The sequence below is a fragment of the Nonomuraea sp. NPDC052634 genome (genome assembly GCF_040678535.1).
Lineage (GTDB): Bacteria > Actinomycetota > Actinomycetes > Streptosporangiales > Streptosporangiaceae > Nonomuraea > Nonomuraea fastidiosa.
This window is the reverse complement of record NZ_JBFATY010000001.1, coordinates 1,773,585-1,788,926: the sequence shown is the minus strand read 5'-3', so window position 1 is coordinate 1,788,926 and position 15,342 is coordinate 1,773,585. Positions and strand designations below refer to the sequence as shown.

The window sequence follows — 15,342 nt, the reverse complement described above, 5'->3', positions numbered from 1 at the left end:
GGCCAGCGCGCCCGCAGACCCGCCTGCGAGCGTGCCTCCAGCCCCCGCCCACGCGCGCTCAGCACTGCCTCCAGCCGTCCGCTGGTGATCGCGCGCAAGGGAGCGGGACAGGCCATGCACAAAGCGGCGGGGCAGGTCGTGCGCAGGGGTGGCGGGGCAGGCCGGGCGCAGGGTGGCAGGGCCGAACTCGCCGTAGGGTCCCGCTCTGGCGCGGTCGGTGGCCGGGTTCTCGCAAACTCGTCGCTAGGGTGCCTCCGGCCAATTGTCGTCCCACGGCCCGGGGCTCCTCGGGCGAGGCATGGTTTGCGGCTCCGGCGCAGTCGTCGGCGCGGTGCAGCATTTCGGGTGGGGCGCAGCTTGCCACCACGGCGAGGTCGTCAGCCTGGTCGCAGGCGTCCTGCCCTGGCCCTGCGGCAAGCGGAGCGCAGGCTTCCTTGCGAGGCTCCGCTCGGCACCGCTTCGAGCCGTCTAGCCAGGCACCATCGCCAGCCCCTGCGGTGGCCGGTCGCAGGCGGCTCGTCTTGGTTGAATGCGGCCTGTCACTCCCCGGCGCGGCGCCGGGCCGGTCTCAGCCAGAGCGGCCCACCCGAGGTGCCGGGAGGCTCACCCGAGGTGCCGGGAGCTGGTCTGAGGTGCCGGGAGGCCGGTCTGGGGCGGGTAGTCCCGCGTTCGGAGGGGGCTCGTCCGGGGCGGGCGGTCACGCATTCGGAGGGCTCGTCCGGGGCGCTCAGGCGTGTGCTCGGCGAGCCGGTCGAGGGCGGGCAGACTCCCACGGTTCGGTCGGCGCACCTGGCTCTACGGAAGCGCCGTCGCACCCTGGCCCTGTGGAAGCGCCGACACCCCTGCCCTGCCGAAGCGGGTGGTCAGGCGGGTTTGGCGATGGGGGCGGTGAGGGCGCGGGTGAGGGTGATGAGGTTGGCGGGGGCGGTTTCGACCTGGAGGCCGCGCTTGCCCGCCGAGAAGTAGATGGTCTCGAAGTCGAGCGCCGACGAGTCGACCACGGTGGGCAGTTGCTTGCGCTGACCGAGGGGGCTGATGCCGCCGACGACGTAGCCGGTGACGCGTTCGACCTTGGCGGCGTCGGCCATCGCGGCCCGCTTGCCGCCGAGCGCGCCGGCCAGCGCCTTGAGGTCGAGTTTGCCCGCCACGGGCACGACGGCCACGGCCAGCCCGCTCTCGACCTCGACGACCAGCGTCTTGAAGATCCGCTCGTAGGGGACGCCGAGCGCGTCGGCGGCCTCCTCGCCGTAGGCCTGCGCGGAGGGGTCGTGCTCGTAGGGGTGGAGGGTGAACTCGGCTCCGGCCTTGGTCAGCGCCATGGTGGCCGGGGTGCCGCCCTTGCCCTTCGTTTTGCTCACAACCCTCCAGCGTAGCGAATCTACAATGTAAAGGCCCGGCCGGGGGTGTACCCGAAGGCCTTCTTGAACACGTCGATGAACGCGCTGGCCGTCGCCCACCCGCAGCGATGCGCGACGGCGGTCACCGGCAGCCCGTCGGCCAGCAGCAGGAGCGCGTGGTGCAGCCGGAGCTGGGTGCGCCACTGCGGGAAGCTCATGCCGAGCTCGGCCCTGAACAGCCGGGCGAGGGTGCGTTCGCTGGTGCCGGCGCGGGCGGCGAGCTGCGCCAGCGTGGCGGCGTCGGCGGGGTCATGGTGCAGGGCGGCGCACGCGGCGGCCAGGCGCGGGTCACGCGGGGTGGGCAGGTGAAACGGCTGCTCGGGGGCGCGCTTGAGCTGATCGAGCAGGACGGCGAGGAGACGGGCGCGCTCAGGCTCGGAAGCGGCGGATTCGGCGGTGTACGCGATGATCAGCTCGCGCAGCAGGGGACCGACGGCGAGCACGGCGGGCCGTCCGAGCCGCAGCGGGTTGCGGGTGAGCCCGACGAGGCGCAGGTCGGTGTCGCCGTGGGCGCGATGCTCGTGCACGGTGCCTGCGGGCACCCAGATGGCGCGGTTCGCAGGGGCGACCCAGGTGCCGGCGTCGGTGGTGACGGACAGGACGCCCCGGCAGGCGTACACGATCTGGTGGGTGTCGTGGCGGTGGGCGTCGATGCCGGCGCCGGTGGTGAGGGGCCGGTGTCCGGTGGGCGCCTCCGGCATGTGGCGGATATTCGACATACATTGGCACTTTATCGGAAGCGTGCCAGCGGCCGTCCGAATCACCATCGGAGGCATGAACAGGATTCCTACGCTCGCCGCGGGTCACGCGGCGGTGGACTTCTACCAGGGCGCGGTTCCCGCGCTGGTGCCGTTCTTGGTGGCGCAGCGCGGTTACGGGTACGTGGCCGCGTCCGGCATCGTGCTGGCGGCCACGCTGTCGTCGTCGATCGTGCAGCCGATGTTCGGAGTGCTGACGGACAGGTGGCGGATGCCGTGGCTGATCCCGGTGAGCACGGTGCTGGCCGGGGCGGGGGTGGCGGCGGGCGGCCTGTCCGGCTCGTACGCGCTGACGTGGCTGGCGGTGGCCCTGTCGGGCCTGGGCGTGGCCGCGTACCACCCGGAGTCGGCGCGGCTGGCGCGGATCGCGAGCGCGGGCGGCCATGTGCGGATGAGCTGGTTCTCGCTGGGCGGGACGCTGGGGTTCGCCTGCGCGCCGGTGCTGGTGACGCCGCTGCTGGCGGTGGGCGGCCTGGAGGCGTCGCCGTTCCTGGTGGTGCCCGCGGTGGCGGGCGCGCTGGCGACGCTGCCCGCGGTGCGGGCGCTGACGGGCGGCACGCGGGCGGCGAAGGCCGCGCCGGTGGCGCGCGGCAGGGACGACTGGGCGGCGTTCGCCAGGCTGACGCTGGTGATCGTCTTCCGTTCGGTGGTGTACGTGGGGCTGAGCGCGTTCGTGGCGCTGCTGATGGGCGGCGGCGCGGCGGGTGCGGTGGCGCTGTTCGTGCTGTTCGCGGGCGGCGCCGTGGGCACGGTGCTGGGCGGCAGGCTGGCGGCGCGGTACGGGCGGGTGCGCACGATGCGGATGGCGTACGCGCTGGCCGTGCCCGCGGTGGCGGGCGTGGTGCTGGTGCCCGGCCCGGCGGCGTACGTGTTCGTGGCGGCCTCCTCGATCGCCCTGTACACCCCCTTCTCCCTGCACGTCACGCTCGGCCAGGACATGCTGCCGAACAGGGTGGGCACGGCCGGCGGGGTCACGCTGGGCCTGGCGGTGAGCGTGGGCGGCCTGGCGAGCCCGCTGGTGGGCGCCGTGGCGGAGGCGTCGTCGCTGCGTACGGCGCTGGCCTGCCTGATCGTGTTCCCGGTGCTCGCCTGGCTGCTCGCGCGCACGATCAAGGAGCCGGAGCCGCTGCCCGCGGCCGAGCCGGCGTGAGCGGGGTCAGTGGCGGGCGCGCAGGCGCAGGGTGCCGGTGTTGTCGCGCTGGTCCGGGTCGAGGCTGGTGGAGACGACCCGGGCGGTGACGGGCAGGCGGCGCGGGGCGTCGGCGGCGACGTGCAGGCGGGCGGTGATCTTGACGGGCTTGCCGGGACGTACGACCGGGATGACGCAGGTGGCGTGGCGGCGGGTGGGCTTGCAGGCGACGCCGCGCACGGCGGTCAGCCCGGCGCCGCGCGGCGCGCTGAGCGTGACGGGCACCCGTGCGGCGGCCATGACGCCGCGCATGGTGACGGTGGCGGTGACGGTGGTGTTCTCGCCGCGCTCAACGGCTGTTGCAGGGCCGGTCAGCTTGACGGACAGGGCGTCGTAGACGCCCTTCGGGTCGGCCTGCCGGACGATGGCGCCGTAGCCTTCGAGGTTGAGCGCGGTGGCGACGGAGTTGCCGTCGGCCTCGCCGTCCTCCTTGCCCGCCGAGAGCACGCCGACGAGGTCGCCGGTGTCCTTGAGGAACCAGGGCCCGCCGGAGTGGCCCTTGTAGAGGTGGCAGTTGTACGTCGCCATGCGCCCGTCCCTGGTGGCCCGGTCGGTGGCGGGCAGGTGGGTGGTGTGGGCGGCGAGCACGGTCTCGGCCGGGGCGACGCCGGCGGTCTGACGGGTCCTGCCGAGGCACCAGAGCTGGTCGCGCCCGTCGTACGGCTGCCTGCCGAGCAGCCCCGGGTAGCCGGTGGTGGCGATGGTGTACCTGCCGCCCTGGTTGAGCATGGGGGTGAAGGCGCCGACGGCGTCCTGGAGGGTGCGGTCGCGCTTGCCGACCTCGATGAGGGCGATGTCGTAGCTGGAGTTCCAGTCGCCGCCGTGCAAGCCGGTGTAGCCGTCGGGCTTCCACGCACGGCGGCCGCCCCAGCGCCCGTACGGCTCGCGCCCGCGCACGGTGGTGGCGCGGCCGTCGTAGGCGGGCACGAACGCGAAGTCGCGGTGCCAGCGGCCGATGGTGGTGCCTTCGGAGACGCTGTAGACGCAGTGGGCGGCGGTGGCGATGAGCAGGCCGCTGGCCGAGCGTACGACGGAGGCGGTGCAGGAGTCGCCCTGCCCGGAGGAGTTGATGAAGAAGAGGCGGCCGCTGATGCGGCTGTAGGGGACGGCGGTGTACGGCCTGGGGACGCGGGCGTAGCCGTTGACGTCGCCGCCGGGGGTGAGGCGCTTGGCGGTGGGGACGCTGAGCAGCGCGACGGTGCGGGCGGCGCCGATGCGGCTCTTGGGCTCGGGGCTCTGGGGCAGGTCGGCGGTTCTGGCTTCGGCCTGCTTGGCGGCGGTCCAGTATTTGACGGCGCGGCCCGGCCGCATCAGCGGCGACGCCTCGGCGCCCCAGGGGAAGGCCGCGGCCTGGGTGGCGGTGCCGGTGGTGGTGCTGGTGCTAATGGTGGGGGGCGGCGCGGCCTCCCGGCCGGCGGCGCTTGACAGGGCCCGGCGGTCGGTGACGAGGGGCGGGGCCTGGGGGTCGGTGACGAGAGACGGGGCCTGGCGGCCGGCGACGGTGGGGGAGATCTGCCGGTCGCCGTGCCTGACGGCGGGCGCGGCCTGATGGGCGGCCTGGGTGGAGACGGCGGGCGGCTGGTCGGCGGTCGCATGCGGGACGGGCGTGGCGGCGGCCAGGCCGGTGAGCCCGGCCAGCCCGGCCATGGTGGTGACGAGAGTTCTGCGCACGATGTCCCCCGAACCGTTCAATGTGCCTCTCGGTAACTCTAAGTCACCATATGGGGACTATTCGTGGTCAGGGGTGGTGTGTCAGGGATAAGCCGTTACGTGTCAGCCGGCGGCGGCGTCGCCCCGGTGGGGGAGGAGCCCGTCGGTGCGGGCCTCGGCGGGCTCGCGGTCGGGCCGCAGCCCCCGCCATGAGGGGTGGCGCAGCCGCCCGTCGCCGGTGACCTCGGCGTACTGGACCTCGCCGACGAGCGCGGGGCGTACCCAATGGGCGTCGCGGGCGTGCTCGCGCGGCACCTCCTCGTCGAAGGGCGGCTCCGGCTGCTCCAGGGGGAGCAGCCGGTCGCGCAGGTCGCGCAGCGCCCGGTCGGTGAACCCGGTGCCGACGTGGCCGACGAAGCGCAGCCCGCCGCCCTGGTCGTACGCGCCGAGCAGCAGCGACCCGATCGTGCTCGCACGCCGCCCGCTGCCCGGTTTCCACCCCCCGATGACGACCTCGGCGGTGCTGACGTTCTTGACCTTGGTCCATTCGCTGCTGCGCCGCCCCGGCCGGTACGGCGAGCCGAGCCGCTTGCACACGACCCCTTCGAGCCCGAGCCGCCGGGAGGACTCGAAGGCGCGGGTGGCGTGGTCGGTGAACCAGACCGGCACCTGCCACCGGTAGCCGGGCGTGAGCGTGCTCTCCAGGATCTCGCGGCGTTCGGTGTAGGTCCGCGAGACGGTGCTGGTCTCGTCGAGATGCAGGATGTCGAAGGCCATGTACGTCACCGGCACGGCCCTGGCCAGCGCGGCAGCGGCGGCCGGGTTGCGCTGGTGCATGCGGGGCTGCAGGGCTTCGAAGCTGGGCCGCCCGGTCTCGTCGAAGGCGACGATCTCCCCGTCGATGACGGCGTCGCGGCCGCCGGTGGCGCCGGCCATGAGCTGCAGCTCGGGGTAGGCGGGGGTGATGTCCTTGGCGTTACGCGACATCAGGCGTACGGCGCCGTCCTCGATGTAGGCGAGGGCGCGCACGCCGTCCCATTTCATCTCCACGGCCCAGCCGGGGCCCTGGACGGCGGTCAGGGTGCCGGGCTGGGCCAGCATCGGGGCGTAGACCGGCAGCCGGACCATGGTGCATGCCGTACCCCGTCCGCTTGCTCGTCAGTGGCGGTCAGGGGTCTGCAGATGGTCAAGCGGCCGGTCGTCGGCGCGTTCGACGAGCTCGGCGAGGTCGACGCCGTGCTCGCTGAGCTCGTCGACGGTGGCGCAGTAGCCGCGCAGGTAGGTGCGGCCGTTGACGCGATGGGAGACGCGCAGGAGCGGGCGATCGTCCAGGATGATCGCCTCGACCAGGATGCCGTCGGGTCCGTGCCACTGTCCCATGCCGCTAAGGGTAAAAGGACGGACATAATGGACAGATAATCTCCGGCGTCCCGCTCCACGTCTCGCCGTAGTACCGCGCCGCGCGGTTTCCGGCGTTTCGCCACAAGCCTCCGGCCCCGAAGTTCCCGCGGTCCCGAAGTCCCCGCAGTCCCGGAGCGCCACAGGCCCGCCGAGCCGGTCACGCCGCGCGACGGCTGGAAGATGTGGCTAAAAATCACGCAACGTCACCTTGTCGCGCCGCAAAGTTTGTCTTGAGAATCCGGGTTAGAGACCGTGTCTCCCGGGCAGTGGAGTTTCCCGTGACTTTCCCCGGCCGTGGCCGTACCCCCGTGACGGCTACGGCGCCGGCCCCGGCAGGCCCGGTCCGGGGCCGCGACGGCCGCGAGGGGCGTGCGTCGGCGAGCGCCGCCCCCGCGGCCGTCGAGCACCGGCCGCGGGGCGTCCGCGCTGTCCGCATGATGGACGCAACCTGAACCGGAGCCCGGACTCCGTAGACTGTGAGGGTGATTTCCCGTATCGACATGCGCGGTTCCCTGCCTGCGGACCTGCGCGACGTGCTGCCCCGCGCCGAGCTCGACGTCGAGGCCGCCCTGGAGAAGGTGCGGCCGATATGTGAGGACGTGCGCCATCGCGGGGCGGCAGCCGTACGGGAGCTGACCGCCACGTTCGACGGCGTTGAGATCGCCTCTACTCGCGTGCCCGCCGAGGCGCTGCGCGACGCGCTGGCCGCGCTCGACCCGCGGGTGCGCGCCGCCCTTGAGGAGTCGATCAGGCGGGCCAGGCTCGTCCACCGCGACCAGCGGCGCACCGACGTCACCACCCAGGTCGTGCCCGGCGGCACGGTGACCGAGCGGTGGGTGCCGGTCGACCGGGTCGGCCTGTACGTCCCCGGTGGCCGCGCGGTCTATCCGTCGAGCGTCGTGATGAACGTCGTGCCCGCCCAGGAGGCCGGCGTCGGCTCGCTGGCGGTCACCAGCCCGGCGCAGAAGGAGTTCGGCGGGCTGCCGCACCCCACGATCCTGGCCGCGTGCGCGCTGCTCGGCGTGGACGAGGTCTACAGCGTCGGCGGCGCGCAGGCGGTGGCGATGTTCGCCTACGGCACCGAGGAATGCGAGCCGGTGTCCATGGTGACGGGCCCCGGCAACATCTTCGTGGCCGCCGCCAAGCGGCTGCTCAAGGGCCGCATCGGCATCGACTCCGAGGCGGGCCCCACCGAGATCGCGATCCTCGCCGACGAGACGGCCGACCCGGTCCACGTCGCCGCCGACCTGATCAGCCAGGCCGAGCACGACGTGATCGCCGCCTCCGTGCTGGTCACCACCAGCCCCGAGCTGGCCGACGCGGTCGAGAAGGAGCTGCCCGGCCAGATCTCGGCGACCAAGCACTCCGAGCGCATCACCGAGGCGCTGAGCGGCCGCCAGTCCGGCATCGTGCTGGTGAGCTCGATCGACGACGGCCTGAAGGTGGTCGACGCCTACGCCGCCGAACACCTGGAGATCCAGACCGCCGACGCCGCCGCCGTGGCGGCGCGGGTGCGCAACGCCGGGGCGATCTTCGTCGGCCCCTACTCGCCGGTCTCGCTCGGCGACTACCTCGCCGGGTCCAACCACGTGCTGCCGACCGGCGGCTGCGCCTGCCACTCCAGCGGCCTGTCGGTGCAGTCGTTCCTGCGCGGCATCCACGTCGTCGACTACACCCGCGAGGCGCTCGCCGGCGCGGCGGCCCATGTGTCGGTGCTGGCCGACGCCGAAGACCTGCCCGCACACGGCGCCGCGATCCGCGCCCGATTCGACTGGCGAGTGCCGACGGAGACCTCGTGAACCTCGACGACCTGCCCATCCGTGACGATCTGCGCGGCAAGACGCCGTACGGCGCGCCCCAGATCGACGTGCCCGTACGTCTCAACACCAACGAAAATCCCTACCCGCCATCGCCCGAGCTGGTCGCCGACCTGACGGCGGAGATCGGGCGGCGGGCGGGCGAGCTCAACCGCTATCCCGACAGGGACGCCACCGAGCTGCGCGCCGACCTGGCCGGCTACCTCGGCCACGGCCTGACGGCCGCGCAGGTGTGGGCCGCCAACGGCTCCAACGAGGTGCTCCAGCAGATCCTGCAGGCGTTCGGCGGCCCCGGCCGCACCGCCATCGGGTTCGAGCCCTCCTACTCCATGCACCCGATCATCACGGGCGGCACCAGCACCGAGTGGATCAGTGCCTCCCGTGAGGGCGACTTCTCGCTCGACCCGGACAAGGCGGTCGCCGCGATCGAGGAGCACCGCCCCGACGTGGTCTTCCTGACCTCGCCCAACAACCCCACGGGCACCGCCCAGCCGCTGGAGACGATCAAGGCGGTGCTGGCGGCGGCCCCGGGCATGGTGGTGGTCGACGAGGCGTACGCCGAGTTCGCCCGCGAGGGCACGCCGTCGGCGCTGACCCTGCTGCCCGACCACCCGAGGCTCATCGTCACCAGGACGATGTCGAAGGCGTTCGCGATGGCCGGCACCCGCCTCGGCTACCTCGCGGCGCACCCGGCGGTGGTCGAGGCGCTGCTGCTGGTGCGGCTGCCGTACCACCTGTCCACGCTGACGCAGGCGGCGGCGCGGGTGGCGCTGCGCCACCGCGACGAGCTGCTCGGCACGGTCGACGCGCTGCGCCGCGAGCGCGACGCCACCGTTGACTGGCTGCGCGGCAAGGGGCTGGAGGTCGCCGACTCCGACGCCAACTTCGTGCTGTTCGGGCGCTTCCCCGACCGGCGCAAGGTGTGGGAGGGGCTGCTGGAGCGTGGAGTGCTCATCCGCGAGGTGGGCCCGCCGGAGTGGCTTCGGGTGACGATCGGCACGGGCGAGGAGATGGCGGCCTTCCGCGCCGCCCTGGAAGGAGCAATGTGAGCCGCGTAGGTCGCGTCGAGCGTGTCACGAAGGAGACCTCGGTCCTGGTGGAGGTCGGCCTCGACGGCACCGGCCGGGTGGAGGTGTCCACGGGGGTCGGCTTCTACGACCACATGCTGGCCCAGCTCGGCAAGCACGGGCTGTTCGACCTGACGGTCAAGACCGAGGGCGACCTGCACATCGACTCCCACCACACGATCGAGGACACCGCGCTGGCGCTGGGCGCCGCGTTCCGCGAGGCGCTGGGCGACAAGTCCGGCATCAGGCGGTTCGGCAGCGCGTCGTGCCCGCTGGACGAGTCGCTCGCCCAGGTCACCGTCGACCTGTCGGGCCGCCCCTACCTCGTGCACACCGAGCCCGAGGGCATGGCGCCGATGATCGGCCCCGACTACGACACGACGATGACCCGCCACATCCTGGAGTCGTTCGTCGCGCAGGCGGCCATCTGCCTGCACGTTCATGTGCCTTACGGCCGCAACGCGCACCACATCGTCGAGGCGCAGTTCAAGGCGCTGGCGCGGGCGCTGCGCGAGGCGTCCGAGCTCGACCCGCGCGCGAGCGGGGTGCCGAGCACCAAGGGCGTGCTGTGACCGACAACCTGCTCGCCCCGGTGCTGGTGTTCATCGGGCTGTTCCTCGGCGGCGGCGTGTACTCCCTGGCCAAGCAGGGGCTGAAGGCGGGCGCGGCGATGTGCGCGGTCGGCGCGGTGATGGCGATTACGGCGGGAGTGTTGTGGTGGTGAAGAAGAACGTCGTGGTGCTCGACTACGGCTCGGGCAACCTGCGCTCGGCCGAGCGCGCGCTGACCAGGGCGGGCGCCGAGGTGACGGTGACGTCCGACTTCCAGACGGCCCAGGAGTGCGACGGCCTGGTGGTGCCGGGCGTGGGCGCGTTCGCCGCCTGCATGGAGGGCCTGAAGGCGGTGCGCGGCGAGCAGATCATCGGCCGCCGCCTGTCCGGCGGCAGGCCCGTGCTCGGCATCTGCGTCGGCATGCAGATCCTGTTCGCGCGCGGCGTCGAGCACGGCGTCGAGACCGAGGGCTGCGGCGAGTGGCCGGGCACGGTCGAGCAGCTCGACGCGCCCGTGCTGCCGCACATGGGGTGGAACACCGTCAAGGCGCCCGCGGGCAGCGTGCTGTTCGACGGGCTCGACGCCGACACCCGCTTCTACTTCGTCCACTCCTACGGCGTGCGCGACTGGGTGCTGCGCACCGGCGACGGCTTCTCCGAGCCGCTCGTCACCTGGGCCGAGCACGGCGTGCCGTTCGTGGCCGCCGTGGAGAACGGCCCGCTCATGGGCACCCAGTTCCACCCGGAGAAGTCCGGCGACGCCGGCGCGGCCCTGCTGCGAAACTGGGTCAAGGCGCTGCCGTGAGCAAGGAGCGTGCGCGCCGCAGGGCGGAGCGGGAGGCCGAGCGGGCGCGCGCGATCCGGGCCAACGAGGAGCGGCAGGCCCGCAGGGCCAGGCGTCGCGCCCTCATCGCCCGGCTGACGCCGCGCCCGGTGCGCATCCGCCGCCAGGGCGGGCTGCTGGCCCGCCGCCATCGCGCCCAGAACGCCGTGGTGGCGCTCGGCTTCCTGCTCGTCCAGGTGATCGCGTGGCTGGTGTGGGGGTCGCTCCTGGCCAGCTTCGCCGTCCTGGTGCTGTCGGTGCTGTTCGTGCCCGTCGTCGTGACGCTCGCTTTCGACCGGAGGACCTGATGTCACTCACATTGCTGCCCGCCGTCGACATCGTCGACGGCCAGGCCGTACGCCTGGTGCAGGGCGAGGCCGGCACCGAGACCGGCTACGGCGAGCCGCTGGCCGCCGCGCTGGCCTGGCAGGAGGCGGGCGCGGAGTGGATCCACCTGGTCGATCTCGACGCCGCCTTCGGCCGGGGGAGCAATCGCGAGCTGATCGCCGAGATGATCGGCAGGCTCGACGTCAACGTGGAGCTGTCGGGCGGCATCCGCGACGACGACTCCCTGGCCCAGGCGCTGGCCACCGGCTGCCGCCGGGTCAACATCGGCACCGCCGCGCTGGAGAACCCCGCCTGGTGCAGCAAGATCATCGCCGAGTACGGCGACCGCATCGCGGTGGGCCTCGACGTGCGCGGCACCACACTGGCCGCGCGCGGCTGGACCGAGGACGCCGGCGACCTGTGGGAGGTGCTCGACCGGCTCGAAGCCGACGGCTGCCCCCGCTACGTCGTCACCGACGTCACCAAGGACGGCATGCTCCAGGGCCCCAACCTCGACCTCTACCGGCGCATCCTGGCCCGTACCGACAAGCCCGTGGTGGCCAGCGGCGGCGTCTCCAGCATCGACGACCTGGTCGCCCTCGCCTCCCTGGTCCCCGACGGCCTGGAGGGGGTCATCGTGGGCAGGGCCCTGTACGCTCGCGCGTTCACCCTGGAAGATGCGCTGGCAGCGGTACGCGTGTGACCGTGCCAGGAGGGGGCGAGATGAGTATCGGGAGCATCGGCATGGAGAGCACCGGTTACCGAGTGTTCTCAGGCGGCATCTGGGAGGAGAAGTACGGTTACGCCCGCGCGGTGGTCGCGGGCGGCCGGGTGATCGTGTCCGGCTGCACGGCCACGGTCGACGGAGAGGTACGCCACGTCGGCGACCCGTACAAGCAGGCCCTGACCGCGATCGAGATCGCGCTCGAAGCCGTCCTGATGGGCGGCCTGACGCGTGAGGACGTCGTCATGGTCCGCTACTACGTGGTCGAGCAGCGCCACTTCGACCCCGTGGGCAAGGCTATCCACGAGGTCTTCTCGAAGGTGCGTCCCGCCTGCACAGGGGTGCGGGTGGCCGGGCTGGTCGACCCGAGAATGCTGGTAGAGATCGAGATCGAGGCACTGCGAACATGAGCGTGGCGGTAAGAGTCATCCCCTGTCTCGACGTTGACGGCGGCCGCGTGGTCAAGGGCGTCAACTTCGAGAACCTGCGCGACGCGGGCGACCCCGTCGAGCTGGCCAGGCGCTACGACGAGGAGGGCGCCGACGAGCTGACCTTCCTCGACATCACCGCCTCCTCAGGCGAGCGCGAGACCATGCTCGACGTCGTACGCAGGACCGCCGAGCAGGTCTTCATCCCGCTCACCGTGGGCGGCGGGGTGCGTTCGGTCGACGACGTCGACCGGCTGCTGCGGGCGGGGGCCGACAAGGTGTCGCTCAACACCGCCGCCATCGCCAGGCCCGAGCTGCTCACCGAGGCGTCCAGGCGGTTCGGCGCGCAGTGCGTCGTGCTGTCGGTGGACGCCCGGCGGGCGCCGGGCACGGCCAGCGGGTTCGAGGTGACCACGCACGGCGGGCGGCGCGGCACCGGCATCGACGCCGTCGAGTGGGCCGCCCGCGGCGAGGAGCTCGGCGTCGGCGAGATCCTGCTCAACTCGATGGACGGCGACGGCACGCTCGACGGCTACGACCTGGAGATGCTGCGCGCGGTCAGGGCGGCCGTGCGGGTGCCGGTGATCGCCAGCGGCGGCGCCGGCCGGCTGGAGCACTTCCCTCCGGCGGTGGCGGCGGGCGCCGACGCCGTGCTGGCGGCGAGCGTGTTCCACTTCGGCACGCTGAAGATCTCCGAGGTCAAGGAGACGCTCAGGAACTCCGGCCACCCGGTCCGCTGAGCGGGGGCTCAGAACACCCGCATGTGGTGGAAGAGCTCGAAGGAGGCGTCCTCGCCCGCGAACGCCGCGGCCTCGGACCGCTTGACGGCCAGATACGCGCTGCGCCGCAGCGGTCCGAGCGCCTCCATGAGCACCTCGTCGGCCTCCAGCGCGTCCAGCGCCTCATCCAGCGAGGACGGCAGGCGGGGATAGCGGCCGGGCCGGGTGTCGGGATCGACGTCCACCGGCTCGCCCGGGTCGAGCTTGCGCCTGATGCCGTCGAGGCCGGCGTGGATGACCGCGCCGAGCGACAGGTAGGGGTTGGCGGAGGAGTCCGACGGCTTCAGCTCCAGGTTCGGCTCGCCGGTCTCGCCCAGCGGTGAGCAGACGCGGACGGCGGCCTCGCGGTTGTCGGGGCCGTAGACGGCGTACGCGCTGGACCACATGCGGGGCGCCAGGCGGCGGAAGCTGTTGACGCTGCCGCAGGTCAGCGCCGTGAGCGCGGGCAGGTGGGCGAGCAGGCCGCCGATGAAGGCGTCGCGCACCTCGTTGCCGGTGGCGAAGACGTTGCGGCCGTCGTTCCACAGCGACAGGTGCAGGTGGGCGCCGTTGCCCGCCTGGTCGGCCAGCGGTTTGGGGGCCAGCGAGGCCCACATCTGCATGCGCAGGGCGACGCCGCGCACGGTCTCGCGGTAGAGCACGTGGTTGTCGGCGGCGCGCAGCGCGGGCGCGTGGCGGATCGACAGCTCCTGCTGGCCGTGGCCGAGCTCGGGATGGTAGTGCTCGACGCGCAGCCCCTGCGTCTCCAGCGCGCGCACCAGCGCCATCGTGTAGTCGTGGGCGATGTCGAAGCCGATGGCGGCGTAGCAGAGGGCGTCGTCGATGGGCACCAGCCGGTCGGGCCCGCCCGACGGGTCGGGCAGCCGCCGGCCGAGCGTGAACTCCGGCTCGAACGCCGCCTCCAGCGCGTAGCCCTCATCACGCAGCTCGGCGATCGCGTCCTTCAGGAACGTGCGCGGGCACGCCTCCCACGGGCTGCCGTCGGGCAGGCACAGGTCCGACAGCATCGCGGCGGCGCCCGGAGCGTACGGCAGCGGCACGTACGTGGCGGCGTCGGGCACGATGCGCACCTCGCCCACCGGCCCCATGTGCTCGACCTCCTGCAACTGGTCGAGCATGTTCATCGCCATCATGGCCACCGTGTGCCCGATGCCCGAGCTGAGCCGCTCGGCCAGCCGGGACCTGGCCGCCGCCTTGCCGCGGATCACGCCTCCGTGGTCGGCGTACAGGAAACGGATGAGCTCGATGCCCTCGAGCTCGGCTCGCTCGAGGGTGCGCCGGGCGGCGGCGCCGAGCTGATGCGGTCTGGTGCCGGTGGGGCGATCTGTCACCCTGCCTGCGTAACACGAACCGGCGGTGCGCGGAAGCACCGCACGCAGACAGAACCCAAGGTCAGGTCAGGATGCTCGAGAAGAACACCGCCAATTGGTTGGCTCCATGGATGATTCCGTCGAACACACCGTTGACCGCGGCGGCGGCCTGGGCCGGCCGGGTGAACAGGTAGAAGACCACGAACGCGATAGCCACGTAGGTGATCACCTTCTTGACCTGCATGGGGGGCCTCCTGCAGTCCGTTCCCAGCCGTATATACCCGAGTCTGGGCGATCCTTAGGCATCTCTATAGATGTACAAGATCCTAACCGGGGGGCTTCTTTCCTTTGCCATGGTAAGTGCAGTGTCCGGAACGCGAGCGCCTGCCCCGCCGGGTTTTCCGGGCATTCCGCACACCGAGCCGCCCCCACGGGGGCAGGTCAGACCCCGAGAGGAGCCTCGCGCAGCGCCTCCACGGCCGCCGGGTCCCCGGTCAGCTCGACCCGGGCGTGTCGCTGCCGCCCGAAGCAGAACATCAGCAGCTCGGCCGCTCTGCCGGTGACCTCCACGCGCGAGCGTCCCTTGGGGCCGCCGAGCACCACGCCGCCGCCGAGCCGGTGCAGCACCACGCCGACGGGCGCCTTGCGCAGCATCAGCCGGGCCCCTGCGGACACCCGCTTCCAGATGAGCCGCTCGAACTCGGGGTCCAGCTCGCGGGGCTCCCACGACGGCTGGGCGCGGCGCACGTCCTCGTGGTGGACGAACATCTCCAGCGTGTTGACGGCCGAGTCGAGCGCGGGCACCAGGCCGTAGACGCCGCCCGGCCGGCGGACGAGGCCGACCAGCTCGGGGTAGGGGTGGGCCTCCTTCATCCGCTGCTGGACCTTGGCGGTGTAACCGGCCAGCGGCTTGAGCCCGATGCCCGGCATGGCGTCGGGCCTGCGCTCGCGCACGACGAGGTGCGCGGCCAGGTCATAGGTGCTCCAGCCCGCGCACAGGGTCGGCGCGTCCGGGCCGAGCCGGTCGAGCAGGGTGCAGAGCGCAGCGCGTTCGCCACGAGCGTGAGTCACGTGGATCAGCCTACCGCTGGGAATAACCGTGTGATCGGGCGTGATAGGGA

General features: G+C 72.6%; 18 protein-coding genes. 10 read left to right on the top strand and 8 right to left on the bottom strand.

Going from position 1 to position 15,342, the window contains the following annotated elements:
• Positions 1-863 precede the first annotated feature (863 nt).
• On the bottom strand, positions 864-1,319 hold the full coding sequence (gene ybaK, locus AB0K67_RS08060; RefSeq protein ID WP_364057497.1) for a Cys-tRNA(Pro) deacylase: 456 nt from the start codon (positions 1,317-1,319) through the stop codon (positions 864-866).
• 59 nt (positions 1,320-1,378) lie between these two features.
• Positions 1,379-2,116: a helix-turn-helix transcriptional regulator gene (locus AB0K67_RS08055; protein ID WP_364054754.1), complete on the bottom strand. Its 738-nt coding sequence runs from the start codon at positions 2,114-2,116 to the stop codon at positions 1,379-1,381.
• Positions 2,117-2,171: 55 nt separating this feature from the next.
• On the opposite strand from AB0K67_RS08055, the gene AB0K67_RS08050 reads away from it, so the two are divergent.
• On the top strand, positions 2,172-3,305 hold the full coding sequence (locus AB0K67_RS08050) for an MFS transporter (RefSeq protein ID WP_364054751.1): 1,134 nt from the start codon (positions 2,172-2,174) through the stop codon (positions 3,303-3,305).
• A 6-nt stretch (positions 3,306-3,311) separates the two neighbouring features.
• Here the strand turns inward: AB0K67_RS08050 and AB0K67_RS08045 are convergent, their stop codons facing one another.
• The 3 genes from AB0K67_RS08045 to AB0K67_RS08035 form a co-directional block, all read right to left on the bottom strand.
• The gene (locus AB0K67_RS08045) at positions 3,312-5,015 is read right to left on the bottom strand and encodes a trypsin-like peptidase domain-containing protein (RefSeq protein ID WP_364054748.1); all 1,704 of its coding nucleotides are present in this window, start codon (positions 5,013-5,015) and stop codon (positions 3,312-3,314) included.
• A gap of 102 nt (positions 5,016-5,117) precedes the next feature.
• Positions 5,118-6,122 carry a non-homologous end-joining DNA ligase gene (gene ligD, locus AB0K67_RS08040; protein ID WP_364054745.1) on the bottom strand — a complete coding sequence of 335 codons (1,005 nt, stop codon included), beginning with the start codon at positions 6,120-6,122 and terminating at the stop codon, positions 5,118-5,120.
• A 30-nt stretch (positions 6,123-6,152) separates the two neighbouring features.
• Entirely contained in the window at positions 6,153-6,374 is a 222-nt protein-coding gene (locus AB0K67_RS08035) for a hypothetical protein (RefSeq protein ID WP_364054742.1), read from the bottom strand.
• 503 nt (positions 6,375-6,877) lie between these two features.
• Here AB0K67_RS08035 and hisD point away from each other — a divergent pair.
• From hisD to hisF, 9 genes are read left to right on the top strand one after another with little or no spacing between them, the layout of a single operon-like run.
• Positions 6,878-8,194 carry a histidinol dehydrogenase gene (gene hisD / locus AB0K67_RS08030; protein ID WP_364054739.1) on the top strand — a complete coding sequence of 439 codons (1,317 nt, stop codon included), beginning with the start codon at positions 6,878-6,880 and terminating at the stop codon, positions 8,192-8,194.
• Positions 8,167-9,261 (top strand): histidinol-phosphate transaminase, encoded by a 1,095-nt coding sequence (locus AB0K67_RS08025; RefSeq protein WP_364057494.1) that lies wholly within the window; start codon positions 8,167-8,169, stop codon positions 9,259-9,261. Before hisD ends, AB0K67_RS08025 begins: the two co-directional genes overlap by 28 nt.
• A complete protein-coding gene (gene hisB / locus AB0K67_RS08020; protein WP_364054736.1) occupies positions 9,258-9,851 on the top strand; it encodes an imidazoleglycerol-phosphate dehydratase HisB in 594 nt (197 codons plus the stop codon). The genes AB0K67_RS08025 and hisB overlap by 4 nt, the downstream gene beginning before the upstream one ends.
• Entirely contained in the window at positions 9,848-10,003 is a 156-nt protein-coding gene (locus AB0K67_RS08015; RefSeq protein WP_364054733.1) for a hypothetical protein, read from the top strand. Before hisB ends, AB0K67_RS08015 begins: the two co-directional genes overlap by 4 nt.
• Positions 10,000-10,635, top strand: a complete 636-nt coding sequence (gene hisH, locus AB0K67_RS08010; RefSeq protein ID WP_364054729.1) for an imidazole glycerol phosphate synthase subunit HisH — start codon at positions 10,000-10,002, stop codon at positions 10,633-10,635. Before AB0K67_RS08015 ends, hisH begins: the two co-directional genes overlap by 4 nt.
• Positions 10,632-10,961 (top strand): hypothetical protein, encoded by a 330-nt coding sequence (locus AB0K67_RS08005; RefSeq protein ID WP_364054726.1) that lies wholly within the window; start codon positions 10,632-10,634, stop codon positions 10,959-10,961. Before hisH ends, AB0K67_RS08005 begins: the two co-directional genes overlap by 4 nt.
• A complete protein-coding gene (gene priA / locus AB0K67_RS08000) occupies positions 10,961-11,683 on the top strand; it encodes a bifunctional 1-(5-phosphoribosyl)-5-((5-phosphoribosylamino)methylideneamino)imidazole-4-carboxamide isomerase/phosphoribosylanthranilate isomerase PriA (RefSeq protein ID WP_364054723.1) in 723 nt (240 codons plus the stop codon). Before AB0K67_RS08005 ends, priA begins: the two co-directional genes overlap by 1 nt.
• A 20-nt stretch (positions 11,684-11,703) precedes the next feature.
• A complete protein-coding gene (locus AB0K67_RS07995) occupies positions 11,704-12,114 on the top strand; it encodes a Rid family hydrolase (RefSeq protein ID WP_364054720.1) in 411 nt (136 codons plus the stop codon).
• A complete protein-coding gene (gene hisF, locus AB0K67_RS07990) occupies positions 12,111-12,872 on the top strand; it encodes an imidazole glycerol phosphate synthase subunit HisF (protein WP_364054717.1) in 762 nt (253 codons plus the stop codon). Before AB0K67_RS07995 ends, hisF begins: the two co-directional genes overlap by 4 nt.
• Positions 12,873-12,880: 8 nt before the next feature.
• Here hisF and AB0K67_RS07985 read toward each other — a convergent pair whose 3' ends face one another.
• The 3 genes from AB0K67_RS07985 to AB0K67_RS07975 form a co-directional block, all read right to left on the bottom strand.
• The gene (locus tag AB0K67_RS07985; protein WP_364054714.1) at positions 12,881-14,242 is read right to left on the bottom strand and encodes a glutamine synthetase family protein; all 1,362 of its coding nucleotides are present in this window, start codon (positions 14,240-14,242) and stop codon (positions 12,881-12,883) included.
• 61 nt (positions 14,243-14,303) lie between these two features.
• Positions 14,304-14,465, bottom strand: a complete 162-nt coding sequence (locus AB0K67_RS07980) for a hypothetical protein (protein ID WP_364054711.1) — start codon at positions 14,463-14,465, stop codon at positions 14,304-14,306.
• A gap of 197 nt (positions 14,466-14,662) precedes the next feature.
• A complete protein-coding gene (locus AB0K67_RS07975) occupies positions 14,663-15,292 on the bottom strand; it encodes a TIGR03085 family metal-binding protein (protein WP_364054708.1) in 630 nt (209 codons plus the stop codon).
• Positions 15,293-15,342: the final 50 nt, after the last annotated feature.